The organism is Janthinobacterium sp. GW458P, assembly GCF_002127585.1.
Lineage (GTDB): Bacteria > Pseudomonadota > Gammaproteobacteria > Burkholderiales > Burkholderiaceae_D > Janthinobacterium.
Map to the genome: position 1 here is coordinate 1 of NZ_NEGZ01000080.1, position 18277 is coordinate 18277.

The window sequence follows — 18277 nt, forward strand, 5'->3', positions numbered from 1 at the left end:
CACCACTGCACGGCCCGCCGCGCCACGGCGGGCGCCACGCGGGCGGCCGCAGCCGCGCCGCCCAGCGGAACCGGCATCTCGTCATCCATCGTGCTGCTCCGGGAAAAAGCAGCGCAGGGCCGCCCTGGCCAGATGGCGCTTGACGGTGGACAGGGAAATGCCCAGCTCGGCCGCGACCTCCTGCTGCCCCATGCCGTCGAGCTGCACCAGCAGGAAGGCTTGCCTGGCCTGTGCGGGCAAAGCGGCCAGGCGCCGGTCCAGCTCCACCAGCCGTTCGAGGAACATCAAACGCACCTCGGGCGGCGGCGCCACCGGTTCCGGCATCAGGGCAAGGGCATCGAGGTAGGCTTGCTCGATGGCGCGCCGGCGCACATGGTTGATCAGCAGGTTGCGGGCGATGGTCGTCAGGTAAGCACGCGGCTCCTGCACGCCCTGCATGCCCTGCGGCGCGAGCACGCGCAGGAAGGTGGCCTGCGCCAGGTCGGCCGCGTCGAAAGCGTTGCCCACCTTGCGCTGCAGCCAGCCGCGCAGCCAGCCGTGGTGCTGGCGATACAGCATGGCGATGTCATCGAATGCATGCAAAGAAAAGTGGTCGGCGGACATGGAGCGGCGAGTCTGGCGCATAGCGCAAACTTAATGAGAATTATTCTCAATTATAGGCAGAAGTGGGCAGCTCGGCAAGATAGCGGCTGCAGCGGCCACGGCAAGCGGCTCAATCCGGTCTGAAGTCAGCCTGCAGCAAGCCGTAGACGTGCAGGTCGACAAATACGCCATTCAAGCATTCCGCCTGCCGCAACACGCCTTCATGCATAAATCCCAGCCGTTCGGCCAGCGCCCTGCTGGCGTGATTGGCGGCCGCGCACTGCAATTCGATGCGGTGCAATTGCAGCGCGCCAAACGCGTGCGCGAGGACGGCGAGCACCGCCGCGCCGGCGATGCCCCGGCCCTGGAACTGCTGCCCCAGGTAATAGCCGATGCGGGCATTGCGCTGCGCCGTGTCGATGTCTTTCAGGCGGATGCTGCCGCACAAGGCCGTACCGGAGAAAACATGCCATTCCAGTACCTCGCCGCTGGCGGCGCGGGCGACGGCGGCCTGCAGATAGGCACGCGCCTCGCCGCATGCGTCGAGCTGCGCCACGGCGGGCAGGTAAGCTTTCAAGTGCGCGCGGTTGCGCGCCACCAGTTCGGCGAGGGCTTCGGCGTGTTCAGGCAAAGTTGGAACAATAGAAATATCAGGAAATGCTGAAGGAGTCAGATGCATATGTCCCCGGCGGGCCGGTAAAGTGAAAGAAGAAGCACGCAGCGGTATCGCTACGCCGCAATCGAATGCGATACGCTCAGCCACTCGCCCGGTTGCAGATTCGCCGCCGCCTCGCGCGTGGCCAGCACGCTGTCGGGATCCAGGTCGGAGCGTTTCAACTTATAGGAATAGGCAAAATCGTCGGCATCGAATGCCTGCCCCGCCTTGACATAGTACTTGAAGCCGACGAAGGAGTCGGGATTGGTGACGACTGTGTATGCAAGCGTGACGCTGTTCATGGCGGGCCTCGTCGACGGTGGTGAGGCATCCATTATGCGCCTATGCTGGCCGCGGCGGTCGATGGAAGAACCTTGCGGCAAGTCAATGGCCATGCCGGCCGCCGGCGCTACAGTAGCGTGAGTCCACTCCTACCGCACTTCCCGCCGCCATGCGCACACTGCTCAGTACCATCAGGAACACCGTGATGCCGCCAGTCAGGCTCACGGCGGCGGCGCGCGCCGAGCGCCTGGCGGACCGGCGCGGGCTGCCCGCCAGCGATCCCGGGCCGCAAGCCGTCATCGACGCCTGCACGGCCTGGCTGGGCGCGGCGCAGGACCATTCCAGCTCAAACGACGGCGGCGTGGCCCGCGACTACAGCCTGCTGACGGGCTGGTCGAGCTCCTACCCGGAGACCACCGGCTACATCATCCCCACCATGATCGCCGTGGCCCGGCGCACCGGCGACGCCGCCCTGCACGAACGGGCGCGCCGCATGCTCGATTGGTGCGTGGCCATCCAGTTCCCCGCAGGCGGCTTCCAGGGCGGCAAGATCGATTCGACGCCGCGCGTGCCCGTCACCTTCAACACGGGCCAGATCCTGCTGGGCCTGGCGGCGGGCGTGGCGGCGTACGGCGCGGCCTACGAGGACGCCCTGCACCGCGCGGCACGCTGGCTGCGCGACAGCCAGGACGCCGACGGCTGCTGGCGCCGGCATCCCACGCCGTTCGCCAGGCCCGGCGACAAGGCCTACGAAACCCACGTGGCGTGGGGCCTGTTCGAGGCAGACCGCGCCGCGCCCGGCCACGGCTACGGCGCGGCCGGCCTGCGCCAGGTCGACTGGGCACTGACCCGCCAGCAGCCGAACGGCTGGTTCGCATCGAACTGCCTGGACGAGCCGCTCAAGCCCCTGAGCCATACCATCGGCTACGTCTTGCGCGGCCTGCTCGAAGCGCAGCGCTTTTCCGCGCGCGCCGACCTGCTGGACGCCGCCGTGCGCACCGGTACGGGCGTGGCCAATGCCGTGGCCGATGATGGCTACCTGCCCGGCCGGCTCGACCACGCGTTTCTGCCCGGCGCCGACTTCGCCTGTCTCACAGGTTCGGCGCAAAACGCGCATTGTTTGTTCCTGCTGTATCAGCGCACGGGCGAGCGCCGCTTTCTCGACGCGGCGCGCCGCCTGAACGGCTTCGTGCGGCGCACGGTCGCCATCGACGGCCCGGCGCACGTGCGCGGCGGCGTGAAGGGCGCGTTTCCCGTCGACGGCGATTACGGCGCCTGGGCTTACCTGAATTGGGCCGCCAAGTTCTGCATCGATGCCAACCTGCTGGAACTGGAAGTTGGCGATGCTTGAGCGGGCCAGGCGCGCCGCCAGGACTGCGCTGGAAACGTGGCGCCGCGCCGTCAGCGCCCGGCACGTGCGCCACGGCGCTCGCCATGTGACGCGCGCCGGCCTGGCGGCCGATCTGGCGCGGCTGGGCGTCGCGCCGGGCGACACCCTGTTCATCCATTCATCCTTGCGCAGCCTCGGTTACGTGGAAGGCGGCGCGGCGGCCGTGATAGGCGCCCTGCAGGACGCCGTCGGTGTGCAAGGCACCTTGCTGCTGCCCACCTATTATCTGCCCGGCGGCACGGTGCGCGCCACCTGCGCCATGAAAGAGTATGTGTTCGACCCGCGCCGTCACGGCACCAGTATGGGCCGCCTGCCCGAAGCCTTCCTCGCCAGCGCCGGCATCCACCGCAGCATCCACCCGACCCATTCCGTGTCCGCGTGGGGCCGCCATGCGGCCGGCCTCACCGAGGGGCATCACCGCGCGCCGTCGATCTTCGGCGCAGGCTCGCCATGGCAGCGCTTCATCGGCTGCACCCAGGCGAAAGTGCTGGGCCTGGGCATTTCCATGGGCCCGGTGACGTTCTATCACGCGCTGGAAGACGCCATGGGCGACGCCTTTCCCGTGCCCGTATGGGAAGACGAGACAAAGCTGCTGGCCTGCCTGGATCACGCCGGCCGGCGCTGCGAGGTGCCCGTGCGCCCCTTCGATCCCGCCATCGCCCGGCGCCGCATCGACCAGCCGGGCCGCGGCGACTTGCGCGACTATTTTGCGCGCGAATTCGACGCCGCCGGCTTGCGCGTCAACGGGCAAGTGGGCGAGGCGGCGTCGTGGGCCATTCCGGCGCAGGCGTTTCATGAGCACCTGCGCCAGCTGGCATCCGAACACGTGACGATCTACGCCACAGCCGGTGAACTGGCGGCGCGGCCCGTCGCCGATGGCGCCTTACGGCACGGCCGGTGAGGCTGGCAAGGCCGCCGCGCGCGCCGCGCCCGTCCCGCTGCGCTGCAAATCGTATACGCCTGCGCCGCTGGCGATGAAGTACAGGGTGCCCGCCTCGGCATTGACCTCATCCTCGATGGGAGCGCCCGTGCCGCGCTTGCGGACAGTCCAGCGCCCCTCCTGCAAATCCGTCACCAGCACCTGCATGGACGCCGCTTGCGCCGGCAACTCGACTGTGACAAGCCCGCCGAGCGGCAGGCCGCTCCGGGAAAACAGCACCACGCGGTCCTTGATCTGCACGCCGGCCAGCAGCGGCGAGGCGATGGCCGTCGTGGGCAGCGCTGGCAGCGCGCTGCCGGCATCCATCACCTGCATGACATTGAGGAACAAGTCCGTTTCGCCGGCGGCCGGCGGCGACACTTCCAGCCGCCAGGCGCCCGCTTCCTCGGTCGAATAGTCCGCGTCGGGCTGGATAGGATAATTGGTGCCGCCGACGCTGAACTCATTGCCGCTGCCGCCCACCTTGGCCAGCACGGCATTCGCCGGCAGCAGGGTGCGGTTGATCAGCTTGCCGTTGTACTGGTAGCGATGGTTGTAGTCCCACTCCGTGCGGCGGACCACCGCGGTGTCGCCGGCGATCTCGGGCTCGGACTGGCTGTGCAGCAGCCAGGTCTTCCTGAATCCCGCATCGCTGGCGCTGACCCTGTCGAAGACGACCAGGGCGGCCGGGTGATCCCCGTCCTTGAGATTGAGGAACACGAACGAGCGCTGGAACTGGCGCACCTTGCTGCTGTACGCGGCCGTCAGGTCGCCCTTGATGTAGCTGAAGTCCGGCGCCTGCGCCTGGGGGCCGGACTGGTGCCGGAGGACCGTGGCCACCTTGTAGCCGTTGGCCAGTTCCGCCAGGGTTTGCGGCTCCTCGCCAGGAAAGCGCTGTCCGCCGTCATTGGCATAACCGTCAAAACTCTCGCTGGGGTCATACACCAGCATCGTGTTATGCGCGATGCTGCGCTTGTGATAGTTCATGTCGTGCGCGCTGCCGTATTCCAGGACAATGGCGGGATCGGCGACATCCCTGCCGCTGTAAATGCCCGAATCGATGGCCAGGCCGCCCTTGTAGTAAATCTGGAAATGCCCGGCGTCGTAATGCTCGTGGTTGCCGAACCAGTCGCCGCCCAGCTTCATCGTGGCCACCACATGGCCGGACTGCGCCTGCATGCCATCGGTCCAGCCCGTGCGGGCGATCATCAGGCCGGCCGGGTCCGGAAAATACTTGGTCAACGGCAAGGTGGCGGGACTGGGCGTGCTGTCCATGGCCGTGTTGCCCAGCAGCACAGGCCACAGGCTGTCCCGGGGATGGATAAAGCTGGTCGACTGCTGCGACGACTGCGTCAGGTACTCGTGCTTCAGGGTGGGATTGTTGTAATAGGCCGCCGGCAGCAGGAAGGCCAGCGGTTCGCTCCAGTATTGCGTGCTGTTGGTGTACGAGGAATGGTAGACGTCGCCATCGCGCATCCATTGCCCGTCGGGGCGGCGCGCATACAGCCAATGATACGGCGTCATCTGCTGCACGGGATCGAACACGGGAGCGGCGCCCATGCGCCGGAACAGCCATGCGGCGTACATGTCCGCCAGGAAGCGCACCGTGCCGTAGGATGCCCCCTGATGAAAGGCTTGCGCCGCGTAGGCATAGTTGCGCGGCGCAATATAGTCGGCAAAGAAGCGCCCGGCAACAATGTTGTAGACCAGCGGCGCCTCGTCATAAAAGGCGATGGCGGCCGACAGCTGGTCGCGCAGCAGCTGGTTGTCGCTGCCATGGCCCACGACGGCGCCCTGGCGCGAGGGCGGAAAGCCGATTTCCATCGTCGCGGCGATCTGCGTGAAGCGCGTGACGACATAGGCGCGCTGCTGCGCGCTCATCAGCCTGTAGCACCAGTCATACACCATGGCGCTGGCCAGGATGATGTCGCCTTTTTCGTTCGGGTGGCTATCCCCGGGCGAAAAGCGCACGGCCGCCAGGTAGTCGAGCAGCATTTGCACGGCTTCGCCGCCCCGCTGCGCCGACGCCGGCGCGCCACCGCCTTCATACAGCAGCGAGAACAGCGCCTTCGCCTTGATCCGGCTCACGACTTCGGTCTGGTGGTTCGTCGCGGCCGGGCCGCCTGGCACGAACGGCGGCAGCGCAACCACGGCCGGCGCCTGGATAAACGCATGCAGGACCGTACGGTGCTGCACCATCTCGGCCGCATTCGACTCGAAACGGCCGCGTATGGCGGCCAGGTCGCCCACCCGGGCAAACAGGCGCGGATGCTCGCCTCGCGGCGGCAGCACGGCGGGCAGCGGGTACGCGCCATAGCCTTGCGGGACAAAGTCGGCGAGCGCCGTCACCAGCAGGCAATCGATGCCCACGCCGCCGTCACGGTACTTGAGCTTGAGTTCGCGCGCGCCGGCCGCCAGCCAGCGCGTGACGGGCACCCAGGTCCACTGCGCGGCCTGGCCGGCGATGAACGGCACCGCTACGCTGGCATAGGCGCCGTTGTCGAGCGCCAGGTACAGCGAGGCGGCGTCCGCCGCCGGCGCCAGCACGCGCAGCCAGACCGTGTAGTTGCCGGCGCGGGGCACGGCCACGCTGTACGACAGCTCGGCCGCCGCGCCCGGCGTATCGGCGCGCGCCAGGTCCGCCGGCGTGGACAGGTAGCTGCCGCCGGAAACCACATTGCTGCCGAGATACTCTTGCGTCCACGGACCGCCTGGCGCCCCGGCTTCCGCCTCGAACATGGCTTCGACGGGAAAAGACGCCGCCTGCAGCGCGGGACTGGCCGCCAGCAAGGCGACATGGATCAAATATTGCAACTTGTGACGGTATCGCAGCTTGAACATTCCTGGCACCCCATTTTGTTGTATTTTAAATATCAGCAACAATACACCATGCGGCGTCAGTCCGATTGTATTTTTACAACAAATACCGGCGGCGGCCCGCCGCGCGCATAAAAAAAACCGCCCGGTATCACCCCCGGGCGGTTTTGGCTGGCAATGCGGACCGGCCGCGCGCTATGCCTGCGGCGCCTTCTTCTCGCGCGCCACGAGGTACAGCAGCACGATGATGGCCGCATACGGCAGCAGCGACAGCCCATCCGCATTCAAGCCCGCGTAGAACGGGTTGCCGTGCTCGGCCCAGTCGGCCATCATCTGGTCGAAGTGCGTCAGCACGCCCGCCGTGATGGCGATGATGATGCCGGCCAGCGCGCCGCCGGCGATGTAGCCGGAGGCCAGCAGCACGCCAGAACTGCGGTCGCCCGCCAGCTGGCGCTCTTCTTCATTGAGCTTGGCGTTGTGTTCCAGCTTGTTGTTGCGGCGGTCGGCCAGCCAGCGCACCAGGCCGCCCACGAAGATCGGCAGGGTCGAGGACAGCGGCAGGTACACGCCCACCGAAAATGCCAGCGACGGGATGCCGGCCATTTCCAGCACCACGGCGATCATCACGCCGAACAGCACCAGGGTCCACGGCAGCTGCTGGTCGAGGATGCCCTTGATGATGTAGGACATCAGCACGGCCTTGGGCGCATCGTACTTTTTCACTTCCGAGCCGTCCGGACGCTTGCTGTAGTGGCCATTGATGCCCGGGTCCACCAGGTAAGCCAGCTGGCCGTCTTCCTTGACGAAGTACTTGCCGGCCGGGCCGCCCACGGTGTCCGTCTTTTGCCAGACTTTATATGTATTGTGGTCGGCCTCGGCTTGCGGGCCATGCAGCTCGCCCGTCACCGTCAGCTTCGATGCGTCCACCGTCAGGCCGGGCGCCACCTGCGCGGCCGGCACGTAGACGGTGCTCGCCTCGTTCAGCTTGAGCAGGATCGGACCGAGGATCAGCGCCGACGACAAGGCGCCGGCCAGGATCGCGTACTGCTGCAGGCGCGGCGTGGCGCCCACCAGGTAGCCGGTTTTCAAGTCTTGCGACGTGGTGCCCGCATTGCTGGCGGCGATGCAGACGATGGCGCCCACCGACAGGGCAGTCACATAGTAACGCCCGCCCGTCCAGCCCATGATGAGGAAGATCAAACAGGTAAACAGCAAGGTGGCCACGGCCATGCCGGAGATCGGATTCGACGAGGAGCCGATTTCACCCGTCAGGCGCGACGACACGGTGGCGAACAGGAAGCCGAAGACGAGGATCAGCAGCGCGCCGAGGAAGTTCATGTGCAGCGGCGTGGCGAAGGTGATCACGGCGATGATGGACAGGCAGCCGATGACGACCCATTTCAGGGGGATATCCTGGTCCGTGCGCAGGGTGGAGTCGCTCTTGACGCCCTTGCCGATGCCCTTCAGGCCGGCCGACAGGCTGCGCCAGATCATGGGCATGGCGCGCACCAGGGAAATGAGGCCGCCGGCGGCCACGGCGCCCGCGCCGATGTACAGCACGTAGGCGCTGCGCACGTCGTCGGCGCCCATTTCGCTGATCAATTTGGTGCCCGGCGAGAGCACGGTGGTCAGGCTGTCGCCGAAGAACTTGATCATCGGGATCAAGAGCAGGTAGGACAGCACGCCGCCGGCCGCCATGGTGGCGGCGATGCGCGGGCCGATGATGTAGCCCACGCCCAGGAGCTCCGGCGAAATCTCGGCGCCGATGGAGCCGCCCTTGAGCGGCGCGGCAAATTCCACGCCCGGCGTGTCCTTCCAGCCCTTGAACGAGATATTGAAGACTTTATACAGCAAGCCGACGGCAAAACCGCCGAAGATGATCTTGGCGCGGCGCTTGGCGTCCAGCGCGGCGGCCGAATCCTTCTCGATGCTTTCGCCGGCGGCGATGCGCGATTCTTCCGTGGCGGCCGCCTTGAGCACTTCCGCGCACGCCGTCCCCTCGGGGAACTTGAGTTCCTTGTGCTGGTCGACGATCATGGTGCGGCGCATGGGGATCATCATCAGGATGCCCAGCAGGCCGCCGAGGACACCGACCAGCATGACTCTGGAGATTTCCAGGTCGAAGCCGAGGATCAAAATGGCGGGCATGGTCACGCCCAGGCCGAAGGCCAGCGATTCGCCGGCCGAACCGGCCGTTTGCGTGATGCTGTTTTCCAGGATCGAGGAATCCTTGCCGCCCACCTTCTTGGCCAGGCCGAACAGGGTGATGGCGATCACGGCGACGGGAATCGAGGCGCTGACGGTCAGGCCCACCTTCAGCACCAGGTAGAGCGAGGAGGCGCCAAAGACCATCCCCAGGATGACGCCCATGAACAGCGCGCGGAAAGTCATTTCGGGCAATTTGGCGTCGGCCGGAATATACGGCTTCATGGCGCTCGGTGTTGCATCTTTTGCCATATAAAGTTCCTTAGTCTTGTAAAATAAACAGCCCGGATCGACGTCCGGGCTATTTTCTTGAAGCCGTGACTATCGCACAGCCGCGTTTCGATGAAAAGGTTTTTTGCTCCCGGTCCCGGCGCCTGGCCCCGCCGCCCGGCCCGCACGGGAAGCGCCGGCGCATTGGTCTATAATCGCTGCCACCGTGCCCTGCACGCTACCGTGAGACTGCCTTGACTGCCCAACGATCCGGATTTCCCTGGCCTTCGCGCCGCGCCACCGTGCGCGGCTTCATCATCGCCGGCTGCGCCGCGCTGGCCGCCGCCGTGCTGCTGGCAGCTTATCTGTTCCTGTACGTGCGCCCGCGCCTGCCCGAGCTGGGCGTCATCACCGATTACCAGCCGAAGATCCCGCTGCGCGTGTACACGGCCGACAAGGTGCTGATCGGCGAATTCGGCGAGGAGCACCGCGACTTCGTGCCGATTGCGCAAGTGCCCGACATGATGAAAAAAGCCCTGCTGGCCATCGAGGACAGCCGCTTCTACGAACACCACGGCATCGACTTCGTGCGCGCCGGCGGCGCCGTGCTGTCGAACCTGCGCCACGGCTTCGGCCACGGCGGCGGCTCCACCATCACCATGCAGGTGGCGCGCAATTTCTTCCTGACGCGCGAAAAAGTCGCCTCGCGCAAGCTCAATGAAATCATGCTGGCCCTGAAAATCGAAGCGGCCCTGTCGAAAGAGCAGATTCTCGAGCTGTACATGAACCAGATGTACCTGGGCCAGCGCTCGTTCGGCTTCGGCAGCGCGGCGCAGACATATTTCGGCAAGCCGCTGAATGAATTGTCGATCGCGGAAATGGCCATGCTGGCCGGTTTGCCGCAAAACCCGTCGCGCCACAACCCGATCAGCAATCCGAAAAAGGCCCATGCGCGCCAGAAGCTGGTATTGAAACGCATGCGCGAACTCGATTACATCAGCGAAGGCCAGTACCAGCAGGCGCTGGCGCAGCCGCTGCATTTCAACAGCCGCGGCAAGCAGGGTTTCGACACGCACGCCGAATACGTGGCCGAACTGGCGCGCCAGGCCGTCTACGCGCAGTTCAAGGAAGACAGCTACACCAAGGGCATCAGCGTCTATACGACGATACTGAAAGCCGACCAGGACGCGGCCTACGCCTCGACGCGCCGCAACGTCATCGCCTACGACCAGCGCCACGGCTACCGCGGCCCGGAAACCTTCATCGACCTGCCGGCGGACGCAGAACAGCGCGACGACGCCATCGATGCTGCGCTGCAAAAACGCCCGGACAGCGACGGCCTGATCGCCGCCGTCGTCACGGAAGTGGCCAGCGGCAAGGTGGTGGCCGACACGGGCGACGGCGACGCCAAGGCCATCACGGGCGAAGGCTTGCGCTTCGCCGCCCCTGCCCTGTCCGCCAAGGCGAGCGCCGGCATCAGGCTGCGCCCGGGCGCCGTGATCCGCATCAGCCAGGATGGCAAGGGCAACTGGGCCATCACGCAAGTGCCGCTGGTGGCCGCCGCCTTCGTCTCGCTCGACGCGGACACGGGCGCCTACCACGCCATGGTGGGCGGCTTCGATTACAACCTGCAAAAGTTCAACCACGTCACGCAGGCCTGGCGCCAGCCCGGTTCGGCCATGAAGCCCTTCGTGTATTCGGCGGCGCTGGAAAAAGGCTTTTCGCCGGCCACCCTGATCAACGACGTGCCTTTGGAGATGCAGGCGGGCGGCAAGGTGTGGGCGCCGCAGAATGACGACTTCAAGTTCGACGGCCCCATCACCATGCGCTATGCGCTGGCGCAATCGAAGAACGTGGCCTCCGTGCGCATCCTGCGCGCGCTGGGCGTGGCGTACACGCATGACTTCCTGGAAAAATTCGGCTTCGACCCGGCCCGCCAGCCGAACAATCTGACCATGGCGCTGGGCACCGGTTCCGTCACGCCCGTGCAGATGGCGGGCGCCTACGCCCTGTTCGCCAATGGCGGGCACCAGGTGGAACCGTATTTGATCGACCGCATCGTCGACGCCAGGGGCACGGTATTGATGCAGACCAAGCCGCCCACGCCGAACGACGACAAGACCCTGGCGCTGGACCCGCGCAACGCCTTCGTCATGGACAGCATGCTGCGCGAAGTGGCCCGCACGGGCACGGGCGCGGCGGCGACGAAAAAACTGGGCCGCAGCGACATCGCCGGCAAGACCGGCACCACCAGCGACGCCGTCGACGGCTGGTTCGCCGGCTACAGCGGCGGCATCGTGGCGGTGGCATGGATGGGCTATGACGAGCCCAAGTCCTTGGGCGGGCGCGAATTCGGCGCCACCCTGGCCATGCCGATCTGGATCGACTACATGCGCACGGCCCTGGCGACGCGCCCGCCAATCGCGCGCGCCGTGCCGGCCGGGCTGAGCCAGGTCGACGGCGAGTGGCTGTACGACGAATTCATCGACATGAACGGCGTGAAAACGCTGGACATGGATGTGGAGACGCCGACGGATCCGGCGGCGCTGCCGGAGACGGTGCCGGTGGAAACCAACTAGTGAAAAAGCCAGGAGCGATCCTGGCTTTTTTTACGGCGGCGTTTTTACGGCGCCTTGAGCATACTCAAATATCCGCGCACCGTCTGCACCGTGCTGTCGGCAAAATCGTCGACGTTGACCTTCGCCGCGCGGTACTTCCAGCGTTTCACGTACCAGTCCTGGAACAGGGCCAGGCAGTGGGCAGCCAGCAAGGTGGGGTCGCCCTGCGGCTTCGGCTCGATTTCGGCGATGGTGGCGGCGATCAGGGTCTGCACGTACAGCTCGGAATTTTTCGCCATGCTGCGCTGCTCCACCTGGAGCACGCGCGAATCCATGAAGACAAAATAAAACCACGGCTGCAGCACTTCAGACAGGTAGATCGACGAGCGTATCATCGCTTCCAGACGGTCCAGCGGCGACTTCACGTCGGCAAACAGCAGCGGCAAGGCTTGCGTGGCGTGGCGCACCACGTCCTCGATCATTTCGGCCAGTTGATCCTTGCTGGTGATGTAGCCATACAGGCCGCCCATCGACAACCCCGTTTCGCGGCACAGGTCGCGCAAGCTCATGGCGCGGAAACCCACGTCATTGGCCAGGCGGAAAGTGGCGACGAAGATGCGTTCGAGATTTTCCAGCGCCGGCTTGCGGCGCTTGACGCCGATGCGCTCCGCGTGGCGGTCAAGAATATATTCCCAGATGTTTTCGCCATTTAAGGGCGTCATCTGCTGAAACTGTTCAAAATTAAAATGGGTCGACAAGTGCATTCCCAAGTAACGGTATATGAGCAATGTCAATGCAGGTTCAGCAAGCGGCGCTGCACGACGGCGGGACTGGTGATGCGGGCCGATTATAGCTCAGGAAAACAACTATTTGACTTTTCAACTATACGACGGGCGCACAAGCAACGCCAAATTCCCCTATATATTGCGCTGCATCATGCAATTCGAATGCAATTTAAATGCAGCAATGCTACATTTCAAAAACCGAGCGCTCGCTATATTTAATGCATCGATAGAATGTGCAGCAGGCACCCGGTAATCGCTACAGCATCGACATTTCCACTATTCAATAATAACGGAGACAAAATGAAGACTCGCTTCTGGCAACTGCTATCGACCCTGCTGCTCGCTCTCGCCCTCCTGCCCGCCAGCGCCGGCGCCGCCGGCTACACGCAAACCAAATACCCTATCGTGCTCGTGCACGGCCTGTTCGGCTTCGACAAGCTGGGACCCGTCGACTATTTCTATGGCATCCCCACCGCCCTGCGCAGCGGCGGCGCGCAGGTGTATGTGACCACCGTCTCGGCCGCCAACAGCACGGAAGTGCGCGGCGAGCAGCTGCTGTCGCAGGTGCGGCAAATCCTCGCCGCCACGGGAGCAAGCAAAGTCAACCTGATCGGCCACAGCCACGGCGGCCCCACGGCGCGCTATGTCGCGTCCGTGCGGCCCGACCTGGTGGCCTCCGTCACCAGCGTGGCCGGCGTCAACAAGGGTTCGACAGTCGCCGATATCCTCGTCGGCGCCATCCCCAACACCAGCGGCGCGCTGGGCAATGCGCTCGCCTCCCTGATCGGCATTTTGTCGGGCAACAAGGGCTTGCCGCAAAATGCGGGCGCCTCGCTCGCATCCCTGTCCACGGCCGGCTCGCTGGCTTTTAACCGCCGCCACCCGCAAGGCATCCCCACCACCGCTTGCGGCGAAGGCGCCTACCAGGTGCAAGGCGTGTACTATTTTTCGTGGAGCGGCGCGCAACCGTACACGAACGTGCTCGACGTGGGCGACCCGCTGCTGGCCGCCATCAGCCTGGCCTTCGGCGGCGTCAGGAACGATGGCCTGGTCAGCAGCTGCTCCAGCCACCTGGGCAAGGTGATCCGCGACGACTACGCCATGAACCACCTCGATGAAGTCAATCAGTTCGTCGGCATCGTCAACCTGTTCGAAACGAACCCCGTCACCGTCTTCCGCCAGCAGGCCAACCGCCTGCAAGGCCTGGGACTGTAAGGAGCGGCGCATGCACGCGAAATGGATCATCGGCGGCGGCCTGGCGGCCCTGGCACTGTATCTGACGCTGCGGCCGGGAGAACCGCCCGCCCCGCCGCCGGAAAAGGCGGAGCCGGACCTGTTCGCGTTCGTGCGCTCGATGGAGGGCACGCGGCCCGACGGCAACGTGACGGTGGCCCCCGGCGACAAGCTGGTGGTCGACGCGGAACTGGGCCACCTGTTCGACTACTACCTGGCGGGCCTCGGCGAAAAGCCGCTGGCCGCCGTCCGCAGCCAGATCGAGGCGGAACTGGACCGGCGCCTGGCGCCCGTCCCTGCCCGCGAAGCGAAGCGCCTGCTGGGCGCGTACCTGGCCTACCGGCAGGCGCTGGCTGGCGCCGAGCAAGCCTTGCCCCCCCAGCCCGATGCGGCCCTGGCCGCCAGCGCGCGTCTGCAAGCGATGCGCGCGCTGCGCGGCAATTATTTTACGCCCGAGGAAAGCGCGGGCCTGTTCGGCGCCAGCGACGCCTATGACGACGACGCCGTGGCGCGCATGGCGATCCTCGGCGACACCTCGCTCGACGAGGCGCAGCGCCAGGCAAAACTGGCCGCGCTGGATCAGAAAATGCCGCCGGCCCAGCGCGCTGCGCGCGACGCGCCGCTGCAGGTGGCCAGGCTGGATGAATCGGTCAAAGCGCTGCGCGCCCAGGGCGGCGGCGAAAATGAAGTCTACCGCCTGCGCGCCGGCACCTTCACGCCGGCAGCGGCGGCGCGGCTGGCGGAACTGGACCGCGAGGAATCGCAGTGGCAGCAGCGCATCATCGCCTATCAGGCGCAAAAGGCGCAGCAGGCCGGCCTGCACGGCGGCGCACAGGATGCGGCGGCCCTGCAGCAGCTGCGCGACGCCAGCTTCACGCCGGAGGAACAGCGCCGTCTGGGTGCCTACGAATAGCGCTCAAGCCAGCTGCGCCAGCAAAGCTGCCGCCGCCATCACGTCCGTGGTGTCGCGCCCCTGCCGGAAGCCGGCATGGACCGGGGCCAGCACGGCATGCGCGGCGGCGGCGAGGCCCTGCGCCTGCATCACGGCCGCCAGGCTGGTGGCGCAGCGCAGCTCCCAGCCCGGCGCCTGCTGGCCCCGGGCCAGCTGCAGCGCTTCTTCCAGCTGCCTGCGCACCGCTTCCAGGCCGGCCGCATCGTCTTGCGCCAGCGCCCGCCAGCGGTGGTGCGCGTCGCGGCGCAGTACTTCCGGCGCGCTCCATGGCGCCATGCCCGTGCGCGCGCGCCGCAGCGCCTGGCTATCGGCGGCGGCGTCGTGCAGGGTGGCCATCAAATCGATCTGTATCGGCCAGCTGCGTACGCAAGGCCAGGGAAATTCCGTCACCGTATCGCCCGCATCGAGCAGCCGCTGGTAGGCGGCGCCCCAGGCGCTCCAGTACAGCAAGCCATAGCGGGCCGCATGCTCGCAGAGCAGGCAGGTCCAGGCATGCGCCAGCCCCCGCTGCCCGCACCACAGGGCGACGGGAATGGCATTGATGGCCAGCGCGACGCACAGGGTGACGCCATTGTGCCCGAAGCCCACCGTCACCGCCTCGCGCACCAGCGCCAGGGCGTCGTCGGGGCAGCCCTGCATCCACAGGCAGCGCGCCAGCGTGCCGCGCAGGCAGACCTGGTGATCAGCCAGCAAGGCATTGTTGAAGCCGAGCTGTCCGGCGCCGTCGGGATGCGCGAGCACCATGCGAGCCAGCGCCGCCGACCGCGCGTACCGTCCGCGCAAATATTCGCCCGCCGAACGCATGCGCGCCAGCACCAGGCCGTCGCGCGCTTCGCATAGGGCGGCCAGCTGTTCCACATAACTGTCGGCGCGCTGGAAATCGGCCAGCTTCAGGCTGCAGACCCACATGCCGCAAATCGCATCAAAGCGGCGGCGGCCATCGTCCGTGCGCATGGCCAGCGCATAACCGCGCTGGAACGAACGCAGCATGGTGCCGGTAACGCCCTGCGTATGCAGCAGCAGGTGCGCCAGCGAGGCATGCAGCTGCATCTCGCTGCCGGGGTCGTCCAGTGCATGCGCGGCCATGCGCTCGAGCGCCCGCTCGACGCGCACGCGGTATTCATCCATCAGCGACAGCTGATAGAACAGGGTTTGCGCGGCCAGCGTCAGGGCCACGCCCAGCGCCACGTCGCCCTCCTCGCCGAAAGCCCAGTCGATGGCGGCGCGCAGGTCATCGACATGGCGGCCGTAGCGCGCGCTCCAGTGCTCCGGCGGCATGCTCTCCCAGTCGGCGGCGATGCGTCCGGCCAGGCCCAGGCAGTGGCGCGCATGGCGCAGCAGCACGGCGCCGGCATTCCCGCCCGCCGCCAGCTGCGCCGCGGCATAGGCGCGCGTGGTGTCGAGCAGCCGGTAATACACGTGCTGGCAGCAAAATTCGATGCTGACGAGGGACTTGGCCGCCAGGTCGGCCAGCGTGTCGAACACATCGCAGCCCGCCACGGCGCTGGCCGACCCCAGGCGGAAGCGGCTCTTGAACACGCTCAGCGCCTGCAGCACCTGGCGCTCTTGCGCGTCGAGCAAGCCATAGCTCCAGTCCAGGGTGGCGCGCAGGGTCTGGTGGCGCAAGGGCATGTTGCGCGCGCCGCGCGTGAGCAGGCGAAAACGGTCGTCGAGCTGGCGGCGCAATTCGTGCAAGCCGAAATGGCCGATGCGCCCGGCCGCCAGCTCCAGCGCCAGCGGGATGCCGTCAAGGCGCCGGCAGATGTCCACCACCACGGGCACATCGGCGTCGGCCAGCACGAAAGCATCGTCGACAGCCGCGCAGCGTTCGCAGAACAGCTGCACCGCGGCGAAATGGCGGGCCGCCGCCGCGTCGGGCACGGCATCGGCCGGCGGCAATTCCAGCGCGGGCAGGCGCTGCAGCTGCTCGCTGGTGATGCGCAGCGGCTCGCGGCTGGTGGCCAGCAGGTGCAGCAGCGGCGCGCCCTTGAGCAAGGCGTCGGCCAGCGTAGCGGCCGCGCCGATCACGTGCTCGCAGTTATCGAGCACGATCAGCATGTGGCGCGGGCGCAGGTAGGCCAGCAAGACCGGCATGGCGTCGCCGGCCGGCACCGCCACCCCCAGCGCCGTGGCCAGCGCCAGCGGCACCAGGCGGCCTTCTTCCAGCGGCGACAGGTCGACGAAGCACGCGCCATCGGCATAGCGGCGCAGCACGCGCGTGGCCAGGACGACGGCCAGGGTGGTCTTGCCGATGCCACCCGGGCCGGCAATGCACAGCAGGCGCAATTGCAGCAGCTGGTTGGCCATCGTTTGCAGCACCTCGGCGCGGCCCAGCATGCGCGTCAGCACGACGGGCAGGTTATGCCGCGGCTCGGCACCCGCCGCACCGGGCGCCGGCCGGCCCGTGTTCGCCAGCGGCGCCAGGAAGCCGTAGCCGCGCCCGGGAATGGTGGTGATGTAGCGCTGGCCATCGCGGCCATCGCCCAGCGCCTTGCGCAACGCCGCCAGGTGCACGCGCAAGGTCGCGTCGTCGACCACGGCATTGGGCCAGACTATGCTCACCAGTTCATGCTTGTCGACGATGTCGCCGGCGCGTTCCAGCAGGGCCAGCAGCAAGTCCATGGCCCGGCTGCCCAGGCGCAGCGCGCGATCGCCCTCGAACAGCACGCGTTCAAGCGGCAAAAGGCGAAACGGGCCGAAGACATAGGCCGGGACGGGACTGTTTATCATTCTTGCGTGGGGAAGAAAGTGTTAAAGCATGCGGCTTGCAGTGGCCATATTCTACTGAGCATCCACGCCAGGCCCCATGGCCCCATGTTTCGGCGCTGTTACATGGCCGGCCGGCACGCCAGCGGCCAGCAATGCGGCCACCTCGGCCGCGGATGCCGGGCGGTGCAGGAAATAGCCTTGAACCTGCGGGCAGCCCAGCCGCCGCAGCCGCGCCAGCTGCCGGGCGTTTTCCACGCCTTCGGCCAACACCTGCAAGCCCAGGCCGCGCGCCAGCGCAATGGTCGAGGCGACGATCACGGTGTCACTATCTGCGCTGCCTGCGCTGCCCAGGTCGCGGATGAAGCAGCGGTCGATCTTGATGGTGTGAATCGGCAGCATCCTGACATGGCTGAGTCCCGAATGGCCGGTGCCATAGTCATCGAGCGAAATGGCCAGGCCCAGCGCACGCAGCCGGCGCAAGCCCTGCGTCGCCTGCGCCATGTCGTCAATGCAGCAGCTTTCCGTCACCTCCAGCTCCAGCAGGCCGGGCGCGATGGCGTGGCGCTGCAGGCAGCCAAAGACGAAGTCCGGCAAGTGCGGCTGGCACAGCTGGCGCGCCGAGATATTCACCGCGACTGGCACCAAAGGCAGGCCCGCCGCGCGCCACTGCGCCAGCTGGCGGCAAGCCGCATCGATGCCCCAGTTGCCCAGCGCGACGATGGCGTCAGTCTGCTCGGCCAGGCCGATGAATTCGTTCGGGTAGACCAGGCCGTGGCGCGGATGCTCCCAGCGCAGCAGCGCTTCCAGGCCGACCAGGCGCAGCTGCGCCGTATCGAACTTGCCCTGGTAGTGAAAGCGGAATTCGCCGTCGGCGATGGCGCCGTCCAGGCGCGCCCGCAATTGCCGGCTGCGCGCCGATGCCGGGGGTTGGCCGCTGCGCCCATCCTGCGCCCGCCACGGCACGGCGCAGCCCAGCGCCA

Annotated in this window: 13 protein-coding genes; 5 read left to right on the forward strand and 8 right to left on the reverse strand. The window is 66.7% G+C overall.

Going from position 1 to position 18277, the window contains the following annotated elements:
- Positions 1-81: 81 nt before the first annotated feature.
- From CBW50_RS26415 to CBW50_RS26425, 3 genes are all read right to left on the reverse strand, one after another.
- The gene (locus CBW50_RS26415; RefSeq protein ID WP_086148278.1) at positions 82-603 is read right to left on the reverse strand and encodes a sigma-70 family RNA polymerase sigma factor; all 522 of its coding nucleotides are present in this window, start codon (positions 601-603) and stop codon (positions 82-84) included.
- 109 nt (positions 604-712) lie between these two features.
- Positions 713-1213 (reverse strand): GNAT family protein, encoded by a 501-nt coding sequence (locus CBW50_RS26420; RefSeq protein WP_172404898.1) that lies wholly within the window; start codon positions 1211-1213, stop codon positions 713-715.
- 98 nt (positions 1214-1311) lie between these two features.
- Complete coding sequence (locus tag CBW50_RS26425) at positions 1312-1539, reverse strand: hypothetical protein (protein WP_086148268.1); 228 nt, start codon at positions 1537-1539, stop codon at positions 1312-1314.
- 185 nt (positions 1540-1724) lie between these two features.
- On the opposite strand from CBW50_RS26425, the gene CBW50_RS26430 reads away from it, so the two are divergent.
- Both CBW50_RS26430 and CBW50_RS26435 read left to right on the forward strand, forming a co-directional pair.
- Entirely contained in the window at positions 1725-2870 is a 1146-nt protein-coding gene (locus CBW50_RS26430) for a hypothetical protein (RefSeq protein ID WP_086148269.1), read from the forward strand.
- A complete protein-coding gene (locus CBW50_RS26435; protein ID WP_193068890.1) occupies positions 2863-3810 on the forward strand; it encodes an AAC(3) family N-acetyltransferase in 948 nt (315 codons plus the stop codon). The genes CBW50_RS26430 and CBW50_RS26435 overlap by 8 nt, the downstream gene beginning before the upstream one ends.
- On the opposite strand, the gene hepB is transcribed toward CBW50_RS26435, so the two are convergent.
- Both hepB and CBW50_RS26445 read right to left on the reverse strand, forming a co-directional pair.
- Complete coding sequence (hepB, locus tag CBW50_RS26440) at positions 3793-6669, reverse strand: heparin/heparin-sulfate lyase HepB (protein WP_086148271.1); 2877 nt, start codon at positions 6667-6669, stop codon at positions 3793-3795. The two genes, CBW50_RS26435 and hepB, sit on opposite strands and share 18 nt — an antisense overlap.
- A 171-nt stretch (positions 6670-6840) precedes the next feature.
- Complete coding sequence (locus CBW50_RS26445; RefSeq protein ID WP_086148272.1) at positions 6841-9102, reverse strand: OPT family oligopeptide transporter; 2262 nt, start codon at positions 9100-9102, stop codon at positions 6841-6843.
- A gap of 212 nt (positions 9103-9314) precedes the next feature.
- On the opposite strand from CBW50_RS26445, the gene CBW50_RS26450 reads away from it, so the two are divergent.
- On the forward strand, positions 9315-11639 hold the full coding sequence (locus CBW50_RS26450; protein ID WP_172404900.1) for a penicillin-binding protein 1A: 2325 nt from the start codon (positions 9315-9317) through the stop codon (positions 11637-11639).
- 44 nt (positions 11640-11683) lie between these two features.
- Here the strand turns inward: CBW50_RS26450 and CBW50_RS26455 are convergent, their stop codons facing one another.
- Entirely contained in the window at positions 11684-12340 is a 657-nt protein-coding gene (locus tag CBW50_RS26455) for a TetR/AcrR family transcriptional regulator (protein ID WP_226935932.1), read from the reverse strand.
- Between the two features lie 363 nt (positions 12341-12703).
- Between CBW50_RS26455 and CBW50_RS26460 the strand changes: the two genes are divergently transcribed.
- Complete coding sequence (locus tag CBW50_RS26460) at positions 12704-13618, forward strand: triacylglycerol lipase (RefSeq protein WP_086148275.1); 915 nt, start codon at positions 12704-12706, stop codon at positions 13616-13618.
- A 10-nt stretch (positions 13619-13628) separates the two neighbouring features.
- Positions 13629-14549 (forward strand): lipase secretion chaperone, encoded by a 921-nt coding sequence (locus CBW50_RS26465; protein ID WP_086148276.1) that lies wholly within the window; start codon positions 13629-13631, stop codon positions 14547-14549.
- A 3-nt stretch (positions 14550-14552) separates the two neighbouring features.
- On the opposite strand, the gene CBW50_RS26470 is transcribed toward CBW50_RS26465, so the two are convergent.
- A complete protein-coding gene (locus CBW50_RS26470; protein WP_086148277.1) occupies positions 14553-17318 on the reverse strand; it encodes a winged helix-turn-helix domain-containing protein in 2766 nt (921 codons plus the stop codon).
- 51 nt (positions 17319-17369) lie between these two features.
- Positions 17370-18277, reverse strand: a 908-nt coding sequence (locus CBW50_RS26475; RefSeq protein ID WP_139842653.1) for a bifunctional diguanylate cyclase/phosphodiesterase, incomplete at its 5' end; no start/stop codon positions are given.

Bases quoted from the DNA above. Each gene is read 5' to 3' on its own strand.
- CBW50_RS26415 (WP_086148278.1), bottom strand. From the start codon at position 603: ATGTCCGCCGACCACTTTTCTTTGCATGCATTCGATGACATCGCCATG.
- CBW50_RS26425 (WP_086148268.1), bottom strand. From the start codon at position 1,539: ATGAACAGCGTCACGCTTGCATACACAGTCGTCACCAATCCCGACTCC.
- CBW50_RS26430 (WP_086148269.1), top strand. From the start codon at position 1,725: ATGCCGCCAGTCAGGCTCACGGCGGCGGCGCGCGCCGAGCGCCTGGCG.
- CBW50_RS26435 (WP_193068890.1), top strand. From the start codon at position 2,863: ATGCTTGAGCGGGCCAGGCGCGCCGCCAGGACTGCGCTGGAAACGTGG.
- hepB (WP_086148271.1), bottom strand. From the start codon at position 6,669: ATGTTCAAGCTGCGATACCGTCACAAGTTGCAATATTTGATCCATGTC.
- CBW50_RS26445 (WP_086148272.1), bottom strand. From the start codon at position 9,102: ATGGCAAAAGATGCAACACCGAGCGCCATGAAGCCGTATATTCCGGCC.
- CBW50_RS26455 (WP_226935932.1), bottom strand. From the start codon at position 12,340: ATGACGCCCTTAAATGGCGAAAACATCTGGGAATATATTCTTGACCGC.
- CBW50_RS26460 (WP_086148275.1), top strand. From the start codon at position 12,704: ATGAAGACTCGCTTCTGGCAACTGCTATCGACCCTGCTGCTCGCTCTC.
- CBW50_RS26465 (WP_086148276.1), top strand. From the start codon at position 13,629: ATGCACGCGAAATGGATCATCGGCGGCGGCCTGGCGGCCCTGGCACTG.
- CBW50_RS26470 (WP_086148277.1), bottom strand. From the start codon at position 17,318: ATGATAAACAGTCCCGTCCCGGCCTATGTCTTCGGCCCGTTTCGCCTT.